The sequence below is a fragment of the Pseudomonas azotoformans genome (genome assembly GCF_900103345.1).
Lineage (GTDB): Bacteria > Pseudomonadota > Gammaproteobacteria > Pseudomonadales > Pseudomonadaceae > Aquipseudomonas > Aquipseudomonas azotoformans.
In genome coordinates, this window is record NZ_LT629702.1 from 1,196,626 (window position 1) to 1,216,296 (window position 19,671).

Below are 19,671 nucleotides of genomic sequence, written 5' to 3' on the forward strand. Positions count from 1 at the left end.
GGATTCGACCCATTGCGAGCCTTATGCCGTCGTTCTTCAAACGCTCCCTGTTGCCCAAACTGCGCGGTTTTCCCCTCACTCCTGATGCGATTGACGTGCTGTGCGGCGCCGATGCCTATCGCCGCTGCCTGCTGGAGAAAATCCCCCAGGCCACCCGGCGCATCTACATCGTCGCGCTGTACTTGCAGCAGGACGAGGCGGGCCAGGAGATCTACGACGCCCTGCACGCCGCCAAGGCAGCGCGACCGGAGTTGGATATCGTGGTGGTGGTCGACTGGCTGCGCGCCCAGCGTGGCTTGATCGGCGCCGGCAAGCAGCCGGGCAACAGTGCCTGGTACCAGGCCATGACCCAGGACCACGCCAGTGAGGTGCCGGTGTATGGCGTGCCGGTGCAAACCCGCGAGCTGTTCGGCGTGCTGCACCTCAAGGGTTTTGTGATCGACGACACGGTGCTCTACAGTGGCGCGAGCCTGAACAACGTGTACCTGCACAAGTTCGACAAGTACCGCTACGACCGCTACCACCTGATCCACAGCCAACCGCTCGCCGACTCCATGCAGCATCTGGTGGAACACGGCCTTGTGGCGTCCAAGGCGGTGCATCGCCTGGACCTGCCCAACCCGCCCACCACCCGTAGCTTGCGCAACGACATCGGTGACCTGCGCAGCCGTCTCAAGCACGCCGCATACGACACCACCGCCGGGCAATTGCCCAACGGCCATCTGTCGGTCAGCCCGCTGCTGGGCGTGGGCAAGAACAATCCGTTGAGCCGGGTGATCCTGGAGCTGATCGCCAGTGCCCAGCATCAACTGACCATCTGCACGCCGTACTTCAACCTGCCGCTGCCAGTGACCCGCGAGATCAACCGCGCGCTGGCGCGTGGGGTAAAGATCGACATCATTGTCGGCGACAAGACCGCCAACGACTTCTACATCCCGCCCAGCGAGCCGTTCAAGGTGATCGCCGCGCTGCCGTACCTGTACGAGATCAGCCTGCGCCGCTTCGCCAAGCGCCATCAGCGCGACATCGACCAGGGCCAGTTGAACCTGCACCTGTGGCACCACGACGACAACACCTACCACCTCAAGGGCATGTGGGTCGACCAGCGCTACACCTTGCTCACCGGCAACAACCTCAACCCGCGCGCGTTTCGCCTCGACCTGGAAAACGCCTTGCTGATCGATGATCCCAAGGGCGAATGGCTGGAGCCGAGACGTACCGAGCTGGCGCAGATTTTCCAGCACACCACGCGTATCGAACGGTACCAGGACTTGCAGACGCTGCCTGATTATCCCGAGGCGGTCGGCAAGTTCCTGCGCCGGGTCAGCCGGGTACGAATCGAGCGGTTGTTGTATCGGATCCTGTAAAACCCGCAGGCAAAAAAAGACCCAGCCCCTTCAACAGGGCTGGGTCTTTTTTTGTGCTGCTTAGTTCAGGCCCAGCTTACCCCGCAAGGTGGACAGGTCTTCCGCCAGGGTATTGACCGGACCCACCAGAGCCTTGCGGTCGTTTTCCTTGACCTTGTCATAGGTTTCGAAACCGCCATCCTTGGTCTTGTACTTGGCGAGGATCTTGTCCACGGTGGCGAAATTCTTGTCGACCTTGGCCAGGAAGGCCTTGTCTTGCTTCTCGATCTGCCCACGGAACAGGTCGACGATTTTCTTCGCGCCGTCGATGTTGCCCTGGAAGTCATACAGGTCGGTGTGGCTGTAGCGGTCTTCTTCGCCGGAGATCTTGGTGGCGGCGACTTCTTCCAGCAGCGCTGCGGCACCGCCTACGACTTTCTCGGGCGGGAAGGTCAGGCCGTCGACGCGGGTCTTGAGGTCGTTGACGTCGGTGTTGAGCTTGGCGGTCAGCGCTTCCAGGCCCTTGGTGGTGTTCTGCGAGAACAGCGCGTATTCGATACGGTGGAAGCCGGTGAAGTCTTCGGCGGTCACGCCTTTTTCGTGGTCGTCGACGCGGGAGTCGATGGAGGCATCGAGGTCGCTGAACAGCTCGGCGATCGGCTCGATGGACTCATAGTGCACGCGGGTCGGCGCATAGAGCTTCTTGGCGGTGGCCAGGTCACCCTTGTTGATGGCGTCGGTGAACGCCTGAGTCTGGGTGACCAGCTCACCGATTTCCTCGGTGACGTAGATCTTGTAATCCGACACCGGCCCTACCAGGTCCAGCGGCGCGGTGGCGGCAAAGGCTGCCAGCGGCGAAAGGGTCAGCAACAACGACAACGCAATAGTCGACTTCTTCATGGGACGGTATCCGCTCTGAGTGTGTTTTTCAGGTATTGGCAGTGGTTTGAGGGTGCGTTGCAGCAAGCAGCGTGCGCCCGATGAAATCCTGGGCCCCAGTGACGCCTGGCAAGGTGAAGAAATACCCGCCGCCGACCGGCTTGAGGTATTCCTCCAGGGGCTCGCCGTTGAGCCGGGTTTGCACGCTGATAAAGCCTTTCTCCAGGTCAGCCTGGTAGCAGATGAACAACAGCCCCATGTCCAGCTGACCGTTCTTGTTGACGCCGTTGGAGTAGTTGAACGGCCGACGCAGGATCAGGTTGGCCTGGGTCTGCGGGGTGCGCGGGTTGGCCAGGCGGATGTGGGCATCGAGCTTGGTCAGTTTGCCTTCCGGGTCCTTGCTGTAGTCGGGCACCTGGGTTTCGTTGTGGCCATCCATGGGCGCACCGGTGGGCTTGACCCGGCCGATGATGCTTTCCTGCTCCTGCAGCGGGGTGCGGTCCCAGCGCTCGACGAAGTTGCGGATGATGCGCACGGCCTGGTAGCTGCCGTTGGCGGCCCATGCCGGTTCGTCGCTGCCGGGCTGTACCCACACAATCTGATCCATGGCCTTGGCGTCGTTGGAGTTCGGGTTGGCCGAACCGTCACGGAAGCCGAGGAAGTTACGCGCGCTCTGGGCCGGCTCGCCGGGCTTGGCAGGCGCTTGGGGCGGTACGCTGCCTTCCTGCTTCCAGCGCACCAGCAGCAGGTCGGGCAGGTTTTTCACGATGTCGCGCAAGGCGTGGATGTTGGTGTCCGGGGTGTTGGAGCTGAATTGCAGGCTCAGGTCGCCGTGGCATTGCGCCGGTTCCAGCGCATCGTTGGGGAACCCGACCATGCGGCTCAGGCGCTTGGGTTTGACTGCCGTGAGGCCAAAGCGCTCATCGAACAGCGATTCGCCTACGGACACGGTGATGGTGAGGTTGTCCGGGGTGACCACCGGGCCGAGGATGCCGGAGTCGGTGGGCGGCAGTTTCGGGTCCACCTGTGGCACGGTGCCGCCGGTCATGAGAAAGGCGATGCGTTCGTTCAGGGTACGGAACAGGCGCTCCAGGTCTTCACGGTCGCTGGCCAGCACGTCGAACGCCACGATCATGCCGCACGCCGGGCGTGGGGTGACGATACCGCTCTGGTGTTTGCCGAAGAAATCGTGGTGGTCCTGGGTCTTGTCACTGCGCGGCGCGGTGGTGACTTGCTCGGCCGCAGCGGCCATGGCCGGGCAGGTCAGGGCGCTGCCGGCAATTGCGGCACCGGTGGCGGCCATGCCCAGCAGGACACGGCGACGCTGAAGGTTGGTGTGTTCTGAATCACTCATGTGTGCGGTCGTCTTCACTGCAGGCCGGAAAGGCCAAGGGCGGGGTCGATTCCATCGAGTGCAACGGCCAGAGCCTTGGCCTTGTCGGCGATCTGCTTGCGCTGATCGGCGGTCACGCTGTCGTAGCGGCGGTACTGGCCGTCGACTTTCAAACCATTGAGCTCGCTGTCGAAGGCGGTGAGGGCGCTGTCGATTTTGGGCAGCAGGTCGGCGGCGGATTTGGTCAGCAACGGACGCATCAGCTCGACCACCTTGTGGGCGGCCTCCAGGTTGGCGGCGAAACCATTCAGGTCGACGTGGCTGTAGCGTTCTTCTTCACCACTGATGGCGCGTACATCGGCCAGGCTGTTGAGGTTGCGCACCACGATGCTGACCAACTGCTCCGGCGGCAGGGACTGGGCCAGCAATTGTTGCTTGAGGGCGCTGACGTCGGTCAGCAGGTGCTGGGCAACCGGCGCCAGGCCGTCAAGGCTGCGTTGCTGGAACAGGCTGTATTCCAGGCGATGGAAGCCGCTGAAGGCCGGGTCCTGTTCGCGTTTTTCAAAATAGTCGGCACGGGCGTTGATCGCGTTGTCCAGTTGCGCGAGGCGTTGCGATGCCGGGGCCAGGCGTTGGTAAGCCTCCCGGGCCGGTACATAGAGCGCTTGGGCCTGGGCCAGGTCGCCGCGGTCGATGGCCTGTTGCAACGCGCTGACCGCCTTGACCAGTGCGCTGCCTTGGCCGCTCAAGTACACGCGGAATTCCGACAATGGGCCAATGAACGCCACCATCGACGGTTTGGCCTTGGCCTGGGCGTCGGACTCGGCGGTCGGCGTTACGTGCAAGGTGCCACGCGGGTTGCTCAGCAGGCCGCAGGTTATCGCATAGTCACCGGGCAGCAGGTTGGCGTTGATCACCTGGCTCAGGCCGGGGGCGATGTTTTCGCGCTCTTCGACCACCAGCACGCCGTCGAGGATCTCCCACTCCACTGCACGGTCGGAGCGGTTGATGATGCGGAAGCTGGCGCGGCCGGCGGGGACCGTCAATTCATTCGGCTCGCAGGCGTGTCCATGAATGGTCACGGCGATTTCATTGTGGTTGGCCTGGCGCTTGCTGGCGGCCAGTTGCGAGGCGTAATAGAACAGGCCACCGGCGGCGATCATCACGACCACCGAGCCCGCCACGGCCCAGCGCAGGGCGCGGGGTGGCGAAGCCGGTTGAGGGGTTGGGTTGGACAAGAGACGGTCCTTACTGGCTGGAAACGGAAGAGGGGGTGGCGGCTGGCTTGGGTGGCGCGGCGGGCAGGAAGAACATCACCAGAGCCACCACCAGGTAAATCAGGTAGGCGCCGAGGGTGCTGACGGTGGGCGCTTCCTGATAGCCGAACATGCCGGCCAGGACCGAGCCCAGCGGGCTGTCCATGGGCAGCGCGGCGCTGAAGTCGAAGAGCACGGTTTGCAGGTGATTCCACACGCCCGCTTCGTGCAGGGCCTGTACCGAATTGGCGAGGATGCCGGCGGCCACCACCAGGATGAACAAGCCGGTCCAGCGGAAAAACGCACCGAGGTTCAGGCGCATGCTACCGGTGTAGATCAGGAACCCGACGATGATCGCCAGGATCAGGCCGAGCAGGGCGCCAATCGGTGCGCCGGGGCCTTCGCTCTGCTGGAACACCGCCAGCAGGAAAAACACGGTTTCCAGGCCTTCACGGGCCACGGCGAAAAACACCATGAGGATCAGCGCGGTGACCTGGTGTTTGGAACCGGCCAACGCATGATCGAGGGATTCGTGCAGGGAGTGTTTGATGGAACGCGCCACTTTGCGCATCCAGAACACCATGGAACTGAGGATGCCCACGGCGACCAGGCCGACGATACCCTCGAACAGTTCCTGCTGCTTTTGCGGGAACTCGGCACTGACCAGTTCCAGTCCGCCACCCACCAGCAGGGCCAGCGCGGCGGCGAGAAACACGCCGATCCACACCGCAGGCATCCACTGGCCACGACCGGTCTGTTGCAGGTAACTGGCGATAATGCCGACGATCAATGCGGCTTCAATGCCTTCGCGCAGCATGATGAGAAAAGGAACGAGCATTCGGCACCGCGTCACAACTAGATAGGAGGCTAAGTTGTAACATAATGATACTCATTACTAAACAGGCAATCTTGACAATAGCTGAACCGTGGCTGAACGGTGGTGGCAAAACGCATCCCACCTTATGATGCGTGCCATTATTTGCGCCGCCGGATGCCCGTTTCGCCATGTCGGAAAAAGACACCATCTCCCTGCACCTCGTGCGCGAAGCCTTGCTGCAAAGCTGCGCACCCGGCGCGGCCAGTGCCGAAGTGCTGCATAAAGCCGGGATTGACCCGGCACTGCTGGCCGAGCCCAACGCGCGGGTCTCGGCCACTACTTACGCACGCCTGTGGCGCCTGCTGGCGCGACGCATGGATGATGAGTTCTTTGGCATGGACCCGCGCAAACTCAAGTCCGGCAGCCTGGCGTTTCTCTGCCGTGCCGCGATGGCGCAACCCACCCTGGGCACCGGGCTGGAAACCGGCCTGGGATTTCTGTCGCTGATGCTGGAGCGCCTGCCTGCCGAGTTGGTGCGTCAACAAAGCCTGGCGGAGATTGTATTGCAGGAGCCCGAGTCCGAACCCAATCGCGCCTTCACTTACTTTACCTACTGGATGATCGTGCACGGTGTGGCCTGTTGGCTGGCCGGGCGGCGGATCCCCATCCTGGCGATTGAACTGCGGTGTGCAAGACCGGATTTCTGCGATGACTACCAGGTGATGTTCTCCGACAACCTGCGTTTCAACCGGCCCCGCACCCGCATGATCTTCTCCGCCGACTGCCTGGACCTGCCGATCAAGCGCAGCCCGGAGGAGCTCAAGCGCTTCCTGGCCCACGCGCCGGCCAACATCCTGGTCAAATACCGCGACCCCGCCAGCCTCGCGACCCGCATCAAGCACGACCTGCGCCAGATGTCTCCCGACACCTGGCCGGAAACTTGCGGCCTCGCCGCCAGCCTGTGCATTTCTGCCTCGACCCTGCGCCGGCGGCTGGCGGAAGAAGGGCAGACCTATCAGGGGCTCAAGGACAGCGTGCGCAAGGAACTGGCGATTGTGTGGTTGGCGGAACCGCAGATCAGCTTTGCCGAAATTGCCGAGCGACTGGGCTTTGCCGATGCAAGTTCGTTTTATAAGGCGTTTCGTAAATGGGTGGGGTCGAACCCGGGGCATTATCGAAATTTGATTTTGAACGAAACAAACAAGCGGTAACGGCGTGGATGTGCGGGATTAGGAAATAACTTACATTCTTCTTCTTTCGGATGACAGAACGGTCCTTCGCTATTTTAGGAAGTGCTCGGCTTGCCGCTGTTTATTCTTCGTGCATAGTTATCCTCACGGTACCTGAATACTTCTATTGGAAGATTCGATCAATGTGCTGCGCTTACCCGCGACGGCGGGTGTGCGCTGCTGAATCGAGGGCAGCCTATGCGCAAATAAAAACAGAACGATTACATGAACACCAACAATCCTAATGGCTTGAGGTGGAAATCATGAAAAGTAGTTTTGCGTTGGTTTTTGCGGGATTGATGTTGATGTCGGCGCAGGCGTCGGCGTTGTGTACCTATATTACGGAGAGCTACGGCGGCACTATTCCGCCGAAAACGGCGATACCTGCCAAAGGGCCTTTTGAGATCACCTCCGTTAATGGCTGTTTGAACGCCAGTATTGATGCCATCGTAACAGCCACCGGTGCAGGGAACACCCCAGAGATCTATATCGAAGGCGAGGTGGGAGGCGGATCATGGCGACGGTTGACATTCAGCATCGGCAGCAACGCTTCTTGGGTTGGTCCGTTCGGTAAGTACAGGGTGGTGGTGTATAACGACGATTCGGTACCAAAAGTCTACTCGGGAAGTGTCAGGTACGGTCGCTGAAACCGAACCTATGCAGTGTGCCGGAAGTTATCCGGCACACTGCATCCTGTGGAAAAAATTCAGAAATCATGCACGCTCGTCAATTGATAAATCATCATTTGAAGAATTTGCGAAATAGGCCAATGCGGCGAGCGCGTGATTCGCTGCTACCAGTCCTCTCATAAAATCTGAAGCACCCTCCTGATGTGCTACGTATGGATTGCTTTTGAAAAAGTCTATATATCCCTCCAGCTGCTCGTTAAATAACGCGACGGCATTGAATTTGACATGGGTCTCTGTAGGAAGTCCGTTTGCATCAAACGCTCCGTTTCCTACGACGAACAGCCAATAAGCGCGGGAATCAATAATGCCTTTGTCGTAGAGTTCACCACCCACTTTTTTCAAGTCGTCACTGCTGATTGAAGTCATGTCGTAGCCCTTCAGAAAACTTTTCAATTCACTGATTTGCTCCTGCTGCCAAAACTTCAGTGTCTCCGCCGCTTCTGCTTCTTCAGTCTTAGTGAATGCGTTCACGACTTGTTCAGGATTTTTGATGGTGTAAGCAGGGGTTGCCATTGAGTTCTGCACTTGACCTGTCGCTGATAAGGTAACCATAAAAAGCCTCAAATAGTTGGGGTTATATCGGGTTGTCGACAAGTTGGTGAGTTTCTTAAGTGCTGAAAATGTTTCGTATTGGGTTGGCGTTATTGTCAGTGTTGAGCGGTTGTGTGGGGTTGTGCAGGCGGGCATGGTATTAGGAGTGTATGCATGTGGGACTACTTTCATGCCTGACAGAACTGTCTGACGTTGTTTTAGATAAGTCCTGAACCGCCTGACTTGTCTCAAGGGACTACAGAAAGGTCCTTCGCTATTTTAGGAAGTGCTCGGCTTGCCGCTGTTTATTCTTCATGCATAGTTATCCTCACGGTACCTGAGTACTTCTATTGGAAGATTCGATAAATGTGCTGCGCTTACCCGCGATGGCGGGTGTGCGCTGCTGAATCGAGGGCAGCCTATGAGTAAATAAAAACAGAACAGGTAGATGAGTACCCAAAATTTTAATGGCTTGAGGTGGAAATCATGAAAAGTAGTTTAGCGTTGGTTTTTGCGGGGTTGATGTTGATGTCGGCGCAGGCGTCGGCGTTGTGTACCTATATTACTGACAGCTATGGAGGTATTATCCCGCCGGAGATGACCGTCACAGCAAAAGGGCCATTTGAAATCACCCCTTCGAACGGCTGCTTGAATGCCAACATTGAGGCGATGGTAACGCCCACAGGAACTGGCAAAACGCCCGAGATCTTTATTGAAGGCGATGTGGGTGGCGGATCATGGCAGCGGTTGACCTACAGTATCGGTAGTAACGCGTTTTGGGTGGGGCCGTTTGGCACCTATAGAGTGAGGGTGCGTAACGAAGGTTCAGAGCCGAAAGTCTATTCAGGCACTGTCAGATACGGTCGTTGAAACTGAGCAGGTGCAGTGTGCCAGGCAGCTATTCGGCACACTGTATCCTGTAGCGTTAATTCTGAAATTAGACGCGCTCGTCCACCGATAACTTATTATTTGAAGAGGTCGCAAAATAGGACAAAGCAGCGAGGGCATGATTAGCCGTTACCAGCCCTTTCATAAAATCCGAGGCCCCTTCCTGACGCGCCACGTAGGGATTGCTTTTGAACAAGTCTACATACCCCTCCAACGTTTCATTGAATAACGCAATCGCATTGAATTTAACGTGGGTGTCTGCCGGAAATCCGTATGCATCAACCGCTCGACTGCCGTCCATAAATAGCCAAAAAGCACGTGAATCAATGAGACCTTTACGATAAAGCTGGCTTCCGATTTTCTTGAGGTCGTCACTGCTGATCGATGTCATATCATAGTCCTTCAGGGAATTCTTCAACTCGCTGATGTCTTCCTGCTGCACGAGTTTTAAAGTTTCTGTTGCCTCCGCTTCTTCGGTGATGGTGAATTGATTGACAACTTGCCCAGGGTTTTTGATGGGGTGGGCTGGGGTGGCCATTGAGTTCGGTACTTGGCTTGTCGTGGATAAAGTGACCATAAACAGTCCTCTGTTAATTGGGCCTACATCTGGTTGTCGACAAGTTGGTGAGTTTCTTAAGCGCTTAAATTGTTTCGGTTGAGGTTGGTGTTATCGCGAGATTTGGGCGGTGGCGTGGGCTTCTAACGGCAGAGCGTAATATTAGGAATGTTCGCGCATTGGACTACTTCGAGATCTGACAGAGCGGTCTTTCATGTTTTTGGGAAGTGGCCGGCTTTCCTCTTGCGATCATTCAGGCATAGTTAATAGCACGCAGCCTACTGAAGGGTTCGATCCATGTGCAGCAGGTCACCGTGACGAACGGTGCGTTCTGCTAAATCGAGGGCGATATATGAAAAACAAAAAGATAGCTGATGAGTGTTCGCAAAAACTTAATAGGATTAACACTTGAGGTGAAAATCATGAAAAGTCTTTTTGCATTACCTTGTTTAGTGCTGATGTTGATGTCTGCTCAGGCGTCGGCTTTGTGTTTGACTCTTACAGATAGCTACAGCGGAATAATTCAGCCTGACTCCAGGGCGGTAGCACTGGGTCCGTTCACCATCTCGGGAGCTAACGGCTGCTCGAACGCAAATATCGACGCAATGGTATCTGCAGCAGGCGGAGGTAGACCGCCTCAGATATACATCGAGCAGCAGGTGGGAGGGGCTTGGAAAACCGTGGCCGGTAACCCTTTGTCAGCCTACGCCTCATGGCTCGGGTCATTGGGGACCTATCGGGTGGTATTGGATAACCCCGAAGCGGTCTCCAAGTCTTATTGGGGAACGGTCAGATTTGGCCGGTAATGCCCAATAGAGCCGGGTGCCACGGGTTCTGCTGGCACCCGGTGTCGAAAGAACCGGCCTCAGGCACGTTCCTCTATAGAAAGATCACTTCGGGAGGAATTAACAAAAAACGCCAGTGCATTGATAGCGTGATTGGCGGCAAACATTCCTTGAATGTATTCAGGGATGCCTTGCGAGCGCTGCACGTCAGGACGCCCCTCAACAAATGACAGGTAATCCTCAAGGACTTCATCGAACAAAGCGATTGCGTTGTACTTTACATCGGTTTCAGCGGGCTGGCCGTTTTCATCAAAGGCGCCGAGGCCTGTTATGAACATACGAAAGCCCTGGCCATCAATGACGCCGCTTTCATAAAGCCGCCTTCCAACGACTTTTAGCTCATTGGTGGTAATAGACGTCATATCGTAATCTTTCAAAAACGCTTTCAGATCATCAATCGACTGTTGATTACCCAGTTTCAACGTGTCCGACGCTTTTGACGCGTCTGTTATCGTGAATTTATTCACCACCTGTTCCGGGTGCTTTATCTGAAACGGGTTAGACGCCTTCGTGTGCCTCATTTGCTCCGCAGTCAACAAAACGGCCATAGGGAAATCCTCCATCAGCCGAAAGCTACACCTTTGTATCGACCTTCCTTGAATCCACTTTAAAAAAAAGCCCCGTGACCGAATGGACCACGGGGCAAAAAATTGGCTGGATGCGACCAACCAAAGGAGCTCTTTACCTCACTTGGCGCTGGCGACCACCGTGTCCGGCTGCCAGCCACCGCCCAACGCTTTGTAGATCGCGACGATGCCGCGATACAGGTCCACTTCGGCCTGGGCCTGGGAGTCTTCGGCGGCCAGGCGCTCACGTTGCGCGTCGAGCAGCACCAGGAAGTCCACGGTGCCTTCGCGGTAGCGGATCGCCGCGAGGTCGGCGGCGGCGCGGCTGGATTCGCTTTGGCGGATCAGCGATACCAGGCGCTGTTGGCGCTTGCCGTAGTCGCTGAAGGCGTTCTCGGACTCTTCCAACGCCAGCAGCACTTGCTGCTCGTAGGTCGCCAGGGCGCCATCGGCTTCGGCGTCTGCGCCGCGCAAACGCGCACGCACGCTGCCCAGGTCGAACGCGGCCCAGGTGATGCTCGGGCCGAGGGCCCAGGCATTGGCGGCAGACGAACCGATCTGCGAACCCCGCCCGGCGGTAAAGCCGAGGAAGCCGCTGAGGCTGACCCGTGGGAACAGGTCGGCCTTGGCCACGCCGATACGCGCGGTGGCGGCGGCCAGTTTGCGTTCGGCGCTGAGGATGTCCGGGCGACGTTGCAGCAGTTGCCCGGGGTCGCCAATCGGCAAGGCCTTGGCAATCGCCGGCAAGTCTTTGGGGCTCAGGTCGACGCTGAGCTTGTCGGGGCGCTGGCCGAGGAGGGTAGCGATGCGGTTACGCTCGCGCACTTGTTCGGCTTGCAGTTGCGGCACGCTGGCTTCAACTGCCGCCAGGCGTGCGTCGGCACGCTCCACGTCGAGTTGATCGCCCACACCGGCATCGCGCAGGCTGACGGTGATGGTGCGCGACTCCTGCTGGTTCTTCAGGTTGTCCAGGGCAATGCGTTCACGCAGTTGCGCGCCACGCAATTGGCCGTAGGCGTCCACCAGTTCGGCGATCATCGTCACTTGCAACTGGTAAAGATCAGCTTCGGCAGCCTGCTGGTCGGCGTCGGTGGCTTCCAGATTGCGCTGGATGCGCCCGAACAGGTCCAGTTCCCAGGCCATGTCCAGGCCTAGGTCGTAACGCTCGGTCTTGACCCGGCTGGTGGTCTGGCCTGGGATCTGGCCTTTACCCTGGTCACTGCTGACCCGGCTGGTGATGGTCGGCATGGCGTCATTGCTGGCGTCATCGCGGATCGCACGGGCCGCCCGCAGGCGGGCAAAAGCGACGCGCAGGTCACGGTTGCCTTGCAGCGATTGCGTCACCAACTGGTTGAGGGTCGGGTCGTCGAACTGCTGCCACCAGATGCCTTCGAACTTGGCATGGTCATAGTTTTTGGCATCGGCAGCGGCCGTGATGCTGGCCGCCTCCGGGGTCTGGGTCTTGTAGTCCGGGCCTACGGCACAGGCGCTCAGCGCCAGTACCAGCAGGCTCGGCAGGAATACTTTCACACTCATTGCTGTGTCTCCAGCTTCAAGGCCTTGGCCGCTTTGCGCGCCTCGCTGCGCTCCACAGAGCGACGGATCAGTACGTAGAACACTGGCGTCAGCAACAGACCGAAGAAGGTCACACCGATCATCCCGGAGAACACCGCCACACCCATGGCATGCCGCATCTCGGCACCGGCACCGCTGGACAACACCAGGGGTACCACACCCATGATGAAGGCGAACGAAGTCATCAGGATCGGCCGCAGACGCAGGCGGCAGGCTTCCAGTACTGCAGCGAGCGGGTCGAGGCCTTCTGCCTGTTTATCCTTGGCGAACTCGACGATGAGGATCGCGTTCTTGCACGCCAGGCCCACCAGTACGATCAAGCCGATCTGGGTGAAGATGTTGTTGTCACCGCCCGAGATAATCACCCCGGTAATCGCCGACAGCAGGGTCATCGGTACGATCAGGATCACCGCCAATGGCAGGCTCCAGCTTTCGTATTGGGCCGCCAGTACCAGGAACGCCAGCAGTACGCAGAGCGGGAACACGAACAGCGCGGTGTTGCCCGAGAGGATTTGCTGATAGGTCAGGTCGGTCCACTCATAGGTCATGCCGTTGGGCAGTTCGTCTTTCAGCAGTTTCTCGATGGCCGCTTCAGCCTGGCCCGAGCTGTAGCCCGGTGCAGCGTTGCCGTTGATTTCAGCGGTGATAAAGCCGTTGTAGTGCATCACGCGGTCCGGGCCCGAGGTGTCGCTGACCTTGATGAAGGTCGCCAGCGGGATCATTTCGCCTTTGTTGTTGCGCACTTTCAGCTGGCCGATCTGGTCTTCATCGAGGCGGAACTGTTGTTCAGCCTGCACGTTGACCTGGTAGGTCCGGCCGAAGCGGTTGAAGTCGTTGGCATACAGCGAACCCAGGTAGATCTGCAGGGTGTCGAAGATGTCGCTGATCGCCACACCGTGGGTCTTGGCTTTTTCACGGTCGATGGCGGCATCGACCTGGGGCACGTTGACCGTGTAGCTGGTGAACAGGCCGAACAGCTCCGGCGTGGTGCGGCTCTTGGTGATGATGTTCTGCACTTCTTTGTACAGCTCGTCGTACCCCAGGTTGCCCCGGTCTTCGATCTGCAGGCGGAAACCGCCGATCGTACCCAGGCCCTGTACCGGCGGCGGGGGGAAGATCGCCATGTAGGCTTCCTGGATGCTGCTGTACTTGCCGTTCAGGGCGCCGGCAATCGCACCGGCGGACATGCTCGGGTCTTTACGCTCGTCGAACGGTTTCAGGGTCACGAACACGATGCCGCTGTTCGGGCTGTTGGTGAAACCGTTGATCGACAGCCCCGGGAACGCTACGGCGCTTTCTACGCCTGGCTGTTTCAGGGCGATGTCGGACATGCGCTTGATCACGTCTTCGGTACGGTCCAGGCTCGCGGCGTCCGGCAACTGCGCGAAGGCCACCAGGTATTGCTTGTCCTGGGCCGGTACGAAACCGGTCGGCGTGTGGGCAAAGCCCAGCCAGGTCAGGACCATCAGGCCGGCGTACAGGAACAGCGCGATACCACTGCCACGGATCACCCGGCGCACGGTGCCGACGTAACCATGGCTGGCCTTGTCGAAGAAGCGGTTGAACGGTTTGAACAACCAGCCACCCAGCAACTTGTCGAGGAACTTGGAGAACCCATCCTTCGGTGCGTTGTGGCTCTTGAGCAACACCGCCGCCAGGGCAGGGGACAAGGTCAGCGAGTTGAACGCCGAGATCACCGTCGAGATCGCAATGGTCAAGGCGAACTGCTTGTAGAACTGCCCGGTCAAGCCGCTGATGAATGCCGCTGGCACGAACACCGCACACAGCACCAACGCGGTGGCGATGATCGGGCCGGTCACTTCGCTCATGGCTTTTTCAGTGGCCGGGAACGGTTCCAGGCCCAGTTCGATGTTTCGCTCGACGTTCTCCACCACCACGATGGCGTCGTCCACCACGATACCGATGGCCAGTACCAGGCCGAACAGCGACAACGCGTTGAGCGAGAAACCGAACAGGTGCATTACCGCAAACGTACCGATCAACGATACCGGCACCGCCACCAACGGAATGATCGAGGCGCGCCAGGTCTGCAGGAACAGGATCACCACCAGCACAACCAGGATCAGCGCTTCAAACAGGGTGTGTACGACCGCTTCGATGGAGCCACGCACGAAGATGGTCGGGTCATAGACAATGCTGTAGTCCATGCCTTGCGGGAAGCTCTTTTTCAGCTCTTCCATCTTGCCGCGCACTTCGTTGGAGATCTCGATGGCGTTGGAGCCAGGGCGCTGGAAGATCGGGATGGCCACGGCCGGCTGGTTGTTGAGCAACGAGCGCAGGGCGTATTGGCTGGAACCCAGCTCCACCCGAGCGATGTCTTTCAAGCGCGTAATTTCACCGTTGGCGCCGGAGCGAATGATGATGTTCTCGAACTCTTCCTCGGTCACCAGACGACCCTGGGTGTTGACCGACAACTGGAACGCGGTGGCGGTCGGGGCAGGTTGTGCACCCAAGGCACCGGCGGCCACTTGACGGTTCTGCTCGCGGATCGCGGTCACCACATCGGTCGCGGTCAGGTTACGCGAAGCGGTCTTGTTCGGATCGAGCCATACGCGCAGGGAGTAGTCGCCCATGCCGAACAGCTGCACGTCACCCACACCGCCCAGGCGCGCCAACTCATCCTTCACGTTGAGCAAGGCGTAGTTGGACAGGTAGAGCATGTCGTAGCGCTGATCCGGGGAGGTCAAGTGCACCACCATGGTCAGGTCGGGGGAGGCCTTGTCCACGGTAATACCGATGCGCGTCACTTCTTCAGGCAGTTTCGGCTGAGTCCGGGTCACACGGTTTTGCACTTGCACCTGCGCGTTGTCCAGGTCGGTGCCCAGGGCGAAGGTGATGGTCAGGGTCAGCTTGCCGTCGGCGGTCGACTGCGAGGACATGTACAGCATGTTCTCGACGCCGGTGATCGCCTGCTCCAGAGGAGCGGCCACAGTTTCACCGATGACCTTGGGGTTGGCGCCCGGGAAGTTGGCGCGCACCACCACGGTCGGCGGCACCACTTCCGGGTATTCACTGATCGGCAATTGGAACAGCGAGATCGCACCGGCGATCAGGATCAGCAGCGAGAGCACCGCTGCGAAGATCGGCCGCGAAATGAAGAACTTGGAAAAATTCATCTTGAGTCGTTTCCCTTAACCGCGTGGAGCCGCGACAGCTGCGAGCTTGGGCGCGGTTTTTTCCGGCGCCACTTGCTCCAGGTTGCTGGCTTCAAGCGCTTGTCGTTGTTGGGCCAAGGCGGCGAGGGTTTCCTTGCTGGCCATCGGAATGGTTTCCGGGGCGACCGGCGACCCCGGGCGCACGCGCTGCAGGCCCTTGACGATAATGGTGTCGTCCTTGTTCAGGCCGCTGCGCACGATGCGCAAACCTTCGATCTTCGGCCCCAGTTCCACCGAGCGGTAGGCCGGCTTGTCGCCTTCCATCACCAGCACGAACTTCTTGCCCAGGTCGGTGCCGACGGCTTCGTCGTTGATCAGCACGGCAGAGTAGGTGCCGCTGCCGACCAGCTTCAGCCGGGCGTACAGGCCAGGGGTGTATTCGCCCTTGCTGTTATCGAACACGGCACGGCCACGGATGGTGCCGGTGGCCGGGTTGACCTGGTTGTCGACAAAGTTCATCTGGCCCAGGTGCGGGTTGCCGGTCTCGTTGGACAAGCCCAGGTAAACCGGGGTGGTCGCACCACGACGGCCTTGGCGGGCCAGTTCGGTGTACTTGAGGAACACACGCTCATCGGCGTCGAAGTAGGCGTAGACCTTGTCGGTGGACACCACGCTGGTCAGCGCGGTGACATCGGCGGTGACCAGGTTGCCGGCGGTGATTTCGGCACGGCTGACGCGGCCGCTGATCGGCGATGTCACGCGGGTGAAGCTCAGGTTCAGCTTGGCCAGGTCCAACTGCGCCTGGATCCCGGCGACGGCGGCGCGGGCTTCCTGGGCGGCGGTGGTGCGCGAGTCGGCCAGTTCGGCGGAGATCGCATTGCTCTGGCGCAGGCGTTCGCCACGTTGCGCTTCGTTATCGCTGCGGGTCGCGGCGGCACGGGTTTGTTGCAACTGGGCTTCAAGGCGACGCACTTCGGCCTGGAACGGACGCGGGTCGATCTGGAACAGCAGGTCGCCTTTCTTCACCAGGGCGCCTTCGGTGAAGGCCACCTGGTCGATCTGGCCGGACACGCGCGGACGGATCTGCACGGTTTCCGGGGCTTCCAGGCGACCGGTGAATTCATCCCACTCGTTGACCGGTTGTTCCAGCACCTTGGCCACGCTGACTTTGGCAGCTGGCATGGCGGCCGCTTGTTCCGGGCTCTTGCCGCACGCGCTCATCACCACCACGGCCAAAATCGCCAGGGGGAAGCGCAAATGTTTGAGTGACTGTTCCATGAGGTGCATCCGCCAATGTATTTGAGATGGGCGGATCATGCGCGGCGATGTGCTATGTCACGAATCGAATGAAGCAAAGGTAACTATCATTCGGAATGATATAAGCGCGAGATTAGCCCTCTAGCATGGGGGGTTCGTTAGGGGGCTATCAATAGGCGTGATGACAATAGTCTTTTACAGGCCGTGCAATTCAACGGCGTAGCGTTTTGAGTGCGTCCAACTGTGTTGATCAAGCGGATTGCGGCTCGATTGTCGAGCACCTGATGTGCAGGCGGTCTCAGGGTGGTATTGGACGCTGGAGGGCAGGGTGCTTGTGATGCAGTGTGCGACCACGGCAGAATTCAGCGGCTGCGCCATCGCAAGACGGCGCATTCATTGTTGTTGCAATCTGACCAGGAAGTCGTTGATGACCACGCTCCAGAACCATGACTGTCATACCGTTGCAACGCTCGGCGGCGAGTTGGCAGCCTTTCTTTCCAAGACCCTCGGTGACGTTTGCGAACGGATGACCCGGACTCGCGCACAGATCAGTGAGATCGATGCTCTGGAACTGCGTGATGGTGACGCAGAACGAGATGCGGCGTTGTTGAAGACCCGGTTGCGCATGGAGGACAGCCAGCGTCGTTACAATGCGCACAAAAAAGAGGGCTACGGACTGGGCTGGGTGCTGAGCCCCTTCGATACCAGAGAGGCCAATAGCCAATTCAAAAAAGCTGAGGCCAGGCATGCCGCGGTCACCCGTGACTATGATGAGCCCAACGCCAAGGCGCAGCGTGACAGCGATATAGCTTCACACAATCAGTTCGTCACCGATAAGCGCAAAGAACAAGCTGAGCTGAAGGTCAAGCTGCAGAAACTCACTCACGTTCATCAAGAGCTGAGTGGTTTTCTCCACGAGGCGAACGAAGCCTTGGCTGCCGCGTGCGGTCAAGGTTGGTTGGCAGCCGATTTCGCCATCCACCTCGCCGGGATGGACAGGGCGATACGTCAAGGCAACGTGTCGCTGGCTCGCGGGCATCTGACGCAATTAGTCTTTCAGAAACGCCCGGATAACGCCCTCTACACCCGTTTGCACAACCAGGCCCTGGAGCTGCGCAAGCACGCTTATTCCGCCCATTACGGGGTGCCTGTCACGGGCAGTTTCGCCGATATCGTTGACGCCTCCGTCCAGTTGGCAGCCGCCAATATGACGGCAGATTGTGCAAGTCAATTGCTAGGCGACCTGCACAGCTCGGATCAATGGCAATTGTTGACCACGTTGGTCGCGTCGCCTCAAAACCTGCGCATTGATGTGCTGTGGTCCATCTATTGGGGGATGTTCCGCTGCCAACAGAAAATGGCGGATGTGCTCAACCGTGCGGTGTCAACCGAAGACCCCCTGAATGGCCGGTTCAGTCAGTGTGTTGAGGATGGGCTTTCGGAGTGGGCGTCCAGGCATATTCCGCTATTCGGCTATCCTGTGTCCCAGTCTTATCTGGGTATGTTGCAGTTGGCCAATACTGAAGAAGAAACCCGTGTGGGCGCCGATATCGGCGTGATTATCGCCCTGAACATTGGTGGGCTGGTCTGTCGCAAAGCGGTGTTGTTGCAAGCCAAGCGCGCAAAAGACTGGGAGGCTGACGTAGGCAGTAAGAAGGGCCAATTGCCCAAACTTTCCAAATTGCCACGCGGCGGGTATTACCTGTTCTATCACGAATCGCCCCAACTGCGGCTGGACTCGCCGGTTCCAACAGTGAGTTCAGCACAGGCGCTGCAGCAGTTGATACTCGATGCAAACAGAAACCCGAATGCGACCAAGCTTAAGCTGGATGTTCGCAGCACGGGTTGGGACTGGGCCAGCTTCATCAGCTTTGGTCTGTGTGATGCAGCCTCCGGTATTGGAGAGCCCTTTGACACCGTTGATGACGCCATGCGGATTCTAGGCAGTGGCGAGACCGGAGAGCTTCCTCGGCACCTGTTACTGCTGGCGATTGAAGACGAGCCCTTCACGCTTGAACTGACGAAGCGCTTGCGTAATCAATACCAGCGGGCGGAGCCCCAACAGGATAGATCAATGAGCAAAACCTCAAAAAAGGACTACGGCAGGGAGGGCGCTGACTTCGAGCTGTGATGGTTCGAGCAGGCCATGGCGAAGGGGCTGCCAGGTCTTTAATCGTAGCGGTTGAGTGTTTGAGCCCTAACGTAGGTGCCAAACACGTGATCCCACAGCGGCGAAGACACCCCGAAGTTCTTCTCGACGCCCTGGCGGTGGTGCAAGTCATGATTGGCTACCAGCCCCGGAATAAAGCAAAAGGCCCAATGCTCCGGCCGATGCATCACGTAATGCACCGAGATGTAATAGAAGTAGCCCGCCACCGCACCGACAAACGCCGAGGTCAGGCCGGTGCACCAGGCCAGCAGCAACAGCGCGGCAAAGGTCGAGCTGGTTTTCCAGCTCGACACACCGATATAGGCCAGCACGTCGACGTGGTGGGTCCAGTGCTCACGGCGATACAGCGAGTGAAACAGGAAGCGGTGCGCCGAATACTCCACCAGTGACCAGGCCAACAGGCCGGCGAGTGCCAGTCCCGGATCAAAAGGTGCGAGGTACAGGGCAAGGAGGATGAAGAGGGGGACGGTGAAGAAATCGAGGTAATAAGCGACTGACGACATCAGCCATTTGTTGGAAGCAGCCATGCGCGGAATATCCCTGAAGTGCCCGAGAGTCGGGGGTGCGATTCTCGGGGATCGCGCCGTTGCCGACAACTGTTTCGCGTGGCACTGCGAC

The 19,671-nt window shown here is 58.8% G+C and carries 17 protein-coding genes; 6 read left to right on the plus strand and 11 right to left on the minus strand.

Annotated features, from left to right (window positions below):
- The first annotated feature begins 23 nt into the window (after positions 1–23).
- Entirely contained in the window at positions 24–1,367 is a 1,344-nt protein-coding gene (gene pssA / locus BLR69_RS05120; protein WP_071495777.1) for a CDP-diacylglycerol--serine O-phosphatidyltransferase, read from the plus strand.
- 60 nt (positions 1,368–1,427) lie between these two features.
- Here the strand turns inward: pssA and efeO (BLR69_RS05125) are convergent, their stop codons facing one another.
- Genes efeO (BLR69_RS05125) through efeU form a run of 4 tightly spaced genes read right to left on the minus strand, consistent with a single transcriptional unit; the run spans position 1,428 to position 5,652 of the window.
- Positions 1,428–2,246 carry an iron uptake system protein EfeO gene (gene efeO, locus BLR69_RS05125; RefSeq protein WP_071495776.1) on the minus strand — a complete coding sequence of 273 codons (819 nt, stop codon included), beginning with the start codon at positions 2,244–2,246 and terminating at the stop codon, positions 1,428–1,430.
- Positions 2,247–2,274: 28 nt separating this feature from the next.
- Complete coding sequence (efeB, locus tag BLR69_RS05130) at positions 2,275–3,579, minus strand: iron uptake transporter deferrochelatase/peroxidase subunit (RefSeq protein ID WP_071495848.1); 1,305 nt, start codon at positions 3,577–3,579, stop codon at positions 2,275–2,277.
- A gap of 14 nt (positions 3,580–3,593) precedes the next feature.
- Complete coding sequence (gene efeO / locus BLR69_RS05135) at positions 3,594–4,796, minus strand: iron uptake system protein EfeO (RefSeq protein WP_071495775.1); 1,203 nt, start codon at positions 4,794–4,796, stop codon at positions 3,594–3,596.
- Between the two features lie 10 nt (positions 4,797–4,806).
- Positions 4,807–5,652 carry an iron uptake transporter permease EfeU gene (efeU, locus tag BLR69_RS05140; protein WP_071495774.1) on the minus strand — a complete coding sequence of 282 codons (846 nt, stop codon included), beginning with the start codon at positions 5,650–5,652 and terminating at the stop codon, positions 4,807–4,809.
- Between the two features lie 167 nt (positions 5,653–5,819).
- Between efeU and BLR69_RS05145 the strand changes: the two genes are divergently transcribed.
- Both BLR69_RS05145 and BLR69_RS05150 read left to right on the plus strand, forming a co-directional pair.
- Positions 5,820–6,842 carry an AraC family transcriptional regulator gene (locus BLR69_RS05145; protein WP_071495773.1) on the plus strand — a complete coding sequence of 341 codons (1,023 nt, stop codon included), beginning with the start codon at positions 5,820–5,822 and terminating at the stop codon, positions 6,840–6,842.
- A 281-nt stretch (positions 6,843–7,123) separates the two neighbouring features.
- Entirely contained in the window at positions 7,124–7,507 is a 384-nt protein-coding gene (locus BLR69_RS05150; protein ID WP_071495772.1) for a hypothetical protein, read from the plus strand.
- Between the two features lie 66 nt (positions 7,508–7,573).
- On the opposite strand, the gene BLR69_RS05155 is transcribed toward BLR69_RS05150, so the two are convergent.
- Entirely contained in the window at positions 7,574–8,272 is a 699-nt protein-coding gene (locus tag BLR69_RS05155; protein WP_232000954.1) for a hypothetical protein, read from the minus strand.
- A 294-nt stretch (positions 8,273–8,566) separates the two neighbouring features.
- Here BLR69_RS05155 and BLR69_RS05160 point away from each other — a divergent pair, with 294 nt between their 5' ends.
- Positions 8,567–8,950, plus strand: coding sequence for a hypothetical protein (locus BLR69_RS05160; RefSeq protein ID WP_071495770.1), 384 nt, complete (start codon positions 8,567–8,569; stop codon positions 8,948–8,950).
- A gap of 67 nt (positions 8,951–9,017) precedes the next feature.
- Here BLR69_RS05160 and BLR69_RS05165 read toward each other — a convergent pair whose 3' ends face one another.
- Positions 9,018–9,545 carry a hypothetical protein gene (locus BLR69_RS05165; RefSeq protein WP_071495769.1) on the minus strand — a complete coding sequence of 176 codons (528 nt, stop codon included), beginning with the start codon at positions 9,543–9,545 and terminating at the stop codon, positions 9,018–9,020.
- Between the two features lie 353 nt (positions 9,546–9,898).
- Here BLR69_RS05165 and BLR69_RS30690 point away from each other — a divergent pair, with 353 nt between their 5' ends.
- Positions 9,899–10,330 (plus strand): hypothetical protein, encoded by a 432-nt coding sequence (locus BLR69_RS30690; protein ID WP_134434919.1) that lies wholly within the window; start codon positions 9,899–9,901, stop codon positions 10,328–10,330.
- 59 nt (positions 10,331–10,389) lie between these two features.
- Here BLR69_RS30690 and BLR69_RS05170 read toward each other — a convergent pair whose 3' ends face one another.
- The 4 genes from BLR69_RS05170 to mexE all read right to left on the minus strand — a co-directional run bounded on the left by BLR69_RS05170 (position 10,390) and on the right by mexE (position 16,904).
- Positions 10,390–10,917 (minus strand): hypothetical protein, encoded by a 528-nt coding sequence (locus BLR69_RS05170; RefSeq protein ID WP_071495847.1) that lies wholly within the window; start codon positions 10,915–10,917, stop codon positions 10,390–10,392.
- A 138-nt stretch (positions 10,918–11,055) separates the two neighbouring features.
- Positions 11,056–12,471: an efflux transporter outer membrane subunit gene (locus tag BLR69_RS05175; protein ID WP_071495768.1), complete on the minus strand. Its 1,416-nt coding sequence runs from the start codon at positions 12,469–12,471 to the stop codon at positions 11,056–11,058.
- Positions 12,468–15,647 (minus strand): efflux RND transporter permease subunit, encoded by a 3,180-nt coding sequence (locus BLR69_RS05180; protein WP_071495767.1) that lies wholly within the window; start codon positions 15,645–15,647, stop codon positions 12,468–12,470. Before BLR69_RS05180 ends, BLR69_RS05175 begins: the two co-directional genes overlap by 4 nt.
- 15 nt (positions 15,648–15,662) lie before the next feature.
- A complete protein-coding gene (gene mexE / locus BLR69_RS05185; RefSeq protein WP_071495846.1) occupies positions 15,663–16,904 on the minus strand; it encodes a multidrug efflux RND transporter periplasmic adaptor subunit MexE in 1,242 nt (413 codons plus the stop codon).
- A gap of 406 nt (positions 16,905–17,310) precedes the next feature.
- Here mexE and BLR69_RS05190 point away from each other — a divergent pair, with 406 nt between their 5' ends.
- A complete protein-coding gene (locus tag BLR69_RS05190) occupies positions 17,311–19,014 on the plus strand; it encodes a hypothetical protein (protein WP_071495766.1) in 1,704 nt (567 codons plus the stop codon).
- A gap of 38 nt (positions 19,015–19,052) precedes the next feature.
- On the opposite strand, the gene BLR69_RS05195 is transcribed toward BLR69_RS05190, so the two are convergent.
- Entirely contained in the window at positions 19,053–19,580 is a 528-nt protein-coding gene (locus BLR69_RS05195) for a sterol desaturase family protein (RefSeq protein ID WP_071495765.1), read from the minus strand.
- Positions 19,581–19,671 lie beyond the last annotated feature (91 nt).

Excerpts from the sequence above, each read along its gene's own strand:
- pssA (WP_071495777.1), top strand. The coding sequence starts at position 24 with ATGCCGTCGTTCTTCAAACGCTCCCTGTTGCCCAAACTGCGCGGTTTT.
- efeO (WP_071495776.1), bottom strand. The coding sequence starts at position 2,246 with ATGAAGAAGTCGACTATTGCGTTGTCGTTGTTGCTGACCCTTTCGCCG.
- efeB (WP_071495848.1), bottom strand. The coding sequence starts at position 3,579 with ATGAGTGATTCAGAACACACCAACCTTCAGCGTCGCCGTGTCCTGCTG.
- efeU (WP_071495774.1), bottom strand. The coding sequence starts at position 5,652 with ATGCTCGTTCCTTTTCTCATCATGCTGCGCGAAGGCATTGAAGCCGCA.
- BLR69_RS05145 (WP_071495773.1), top strand. The coding sequence starts at position 5,820 with ATGTCGGAAAAAGACACCATCTCCCTGCACCTCGTGCGCGAAGCCTTG.
- BLR69_RS05150 (WP_071495772.1), top strand. The coding sequence starts at position 7,124 with ATGAAAAGTAGTTTTGCGTTGGTTTTTGCGGGATTGATGTTGATGTCG.
- BLR69_RS05155 (WP_232000954.1), bottom strand. The coding sequence starts at position 8,272 with ATGAAAGTAGTCCCACATGCATACACTCCTAATACCATGCCCGCCTGC.
- BLR69_RS05160 (WP_071495770.1), top strand. The coding sequence starts at position 8,567 with ATGAAAAGTAGTTTAGCGTTGGTTTTTGCGGGGTTGATGTTGATGTCG.
- BLR69_RS05165 (WP_071495769.1), bottom strand. The coding sequence starts at position 9,545 with ATGGTCACTTTATCCACGACAAGCCAAGTACCGAACTCAATGGCCACC.
- BLR69_RS30690 (WP_134434919.1), top strand. The coding sequence starts at position 9,899 with ATGAGTGTTCGCAAAAACTTAATAGGATTAACACTTGAGGTGAAAATC.
- BLR69_RS05170 (WP_071495847.1), bottom strand. The coding sequence starts at position 10,917 with ATGGCCGTTTTGTTGACTGCGGAGCAAATGAGGCACACGAAGGCGTCT.
- BLR69_RS05175 (WP_071495768.1), bottom strand. The coding sequence starts at position 12,471 with ATGAGTGTGAAAGTATTCCTGCCGAGCCTGCTGGTACTGGCGCTGAGC.
- BLR69_RS05180 (WP_071495767.1), bottom strand. The coding sequence starts at position 15,647 with ATGAATTTTTCCAAGTTCTTCATTTCGCGGCCGATCTTCGCAGCGGTG.
- mexE (WP_071495846.1), bottom strand. The coding sequence starts at position 16,904 with ATGGAACAGTCACTCAAACATTTGCGCTTCCCCCTGGCGATTTTGGCC.
- BLR69_RS05190 (WP_071495766.1), top strand. The coding sequence starts at position 17,311 with ATGACCACGCTCCAGAACCATGACTGTCATACCGTTGCAACGCTCGGC.
- BLR69_RS05195 (WP_071495765.1), bottom strand. The coding sequence starts at position 19,580 with ATGGCTGCTTCCAACAAATGGCTGATGTCGTCAGTCGCTTATTACCTC.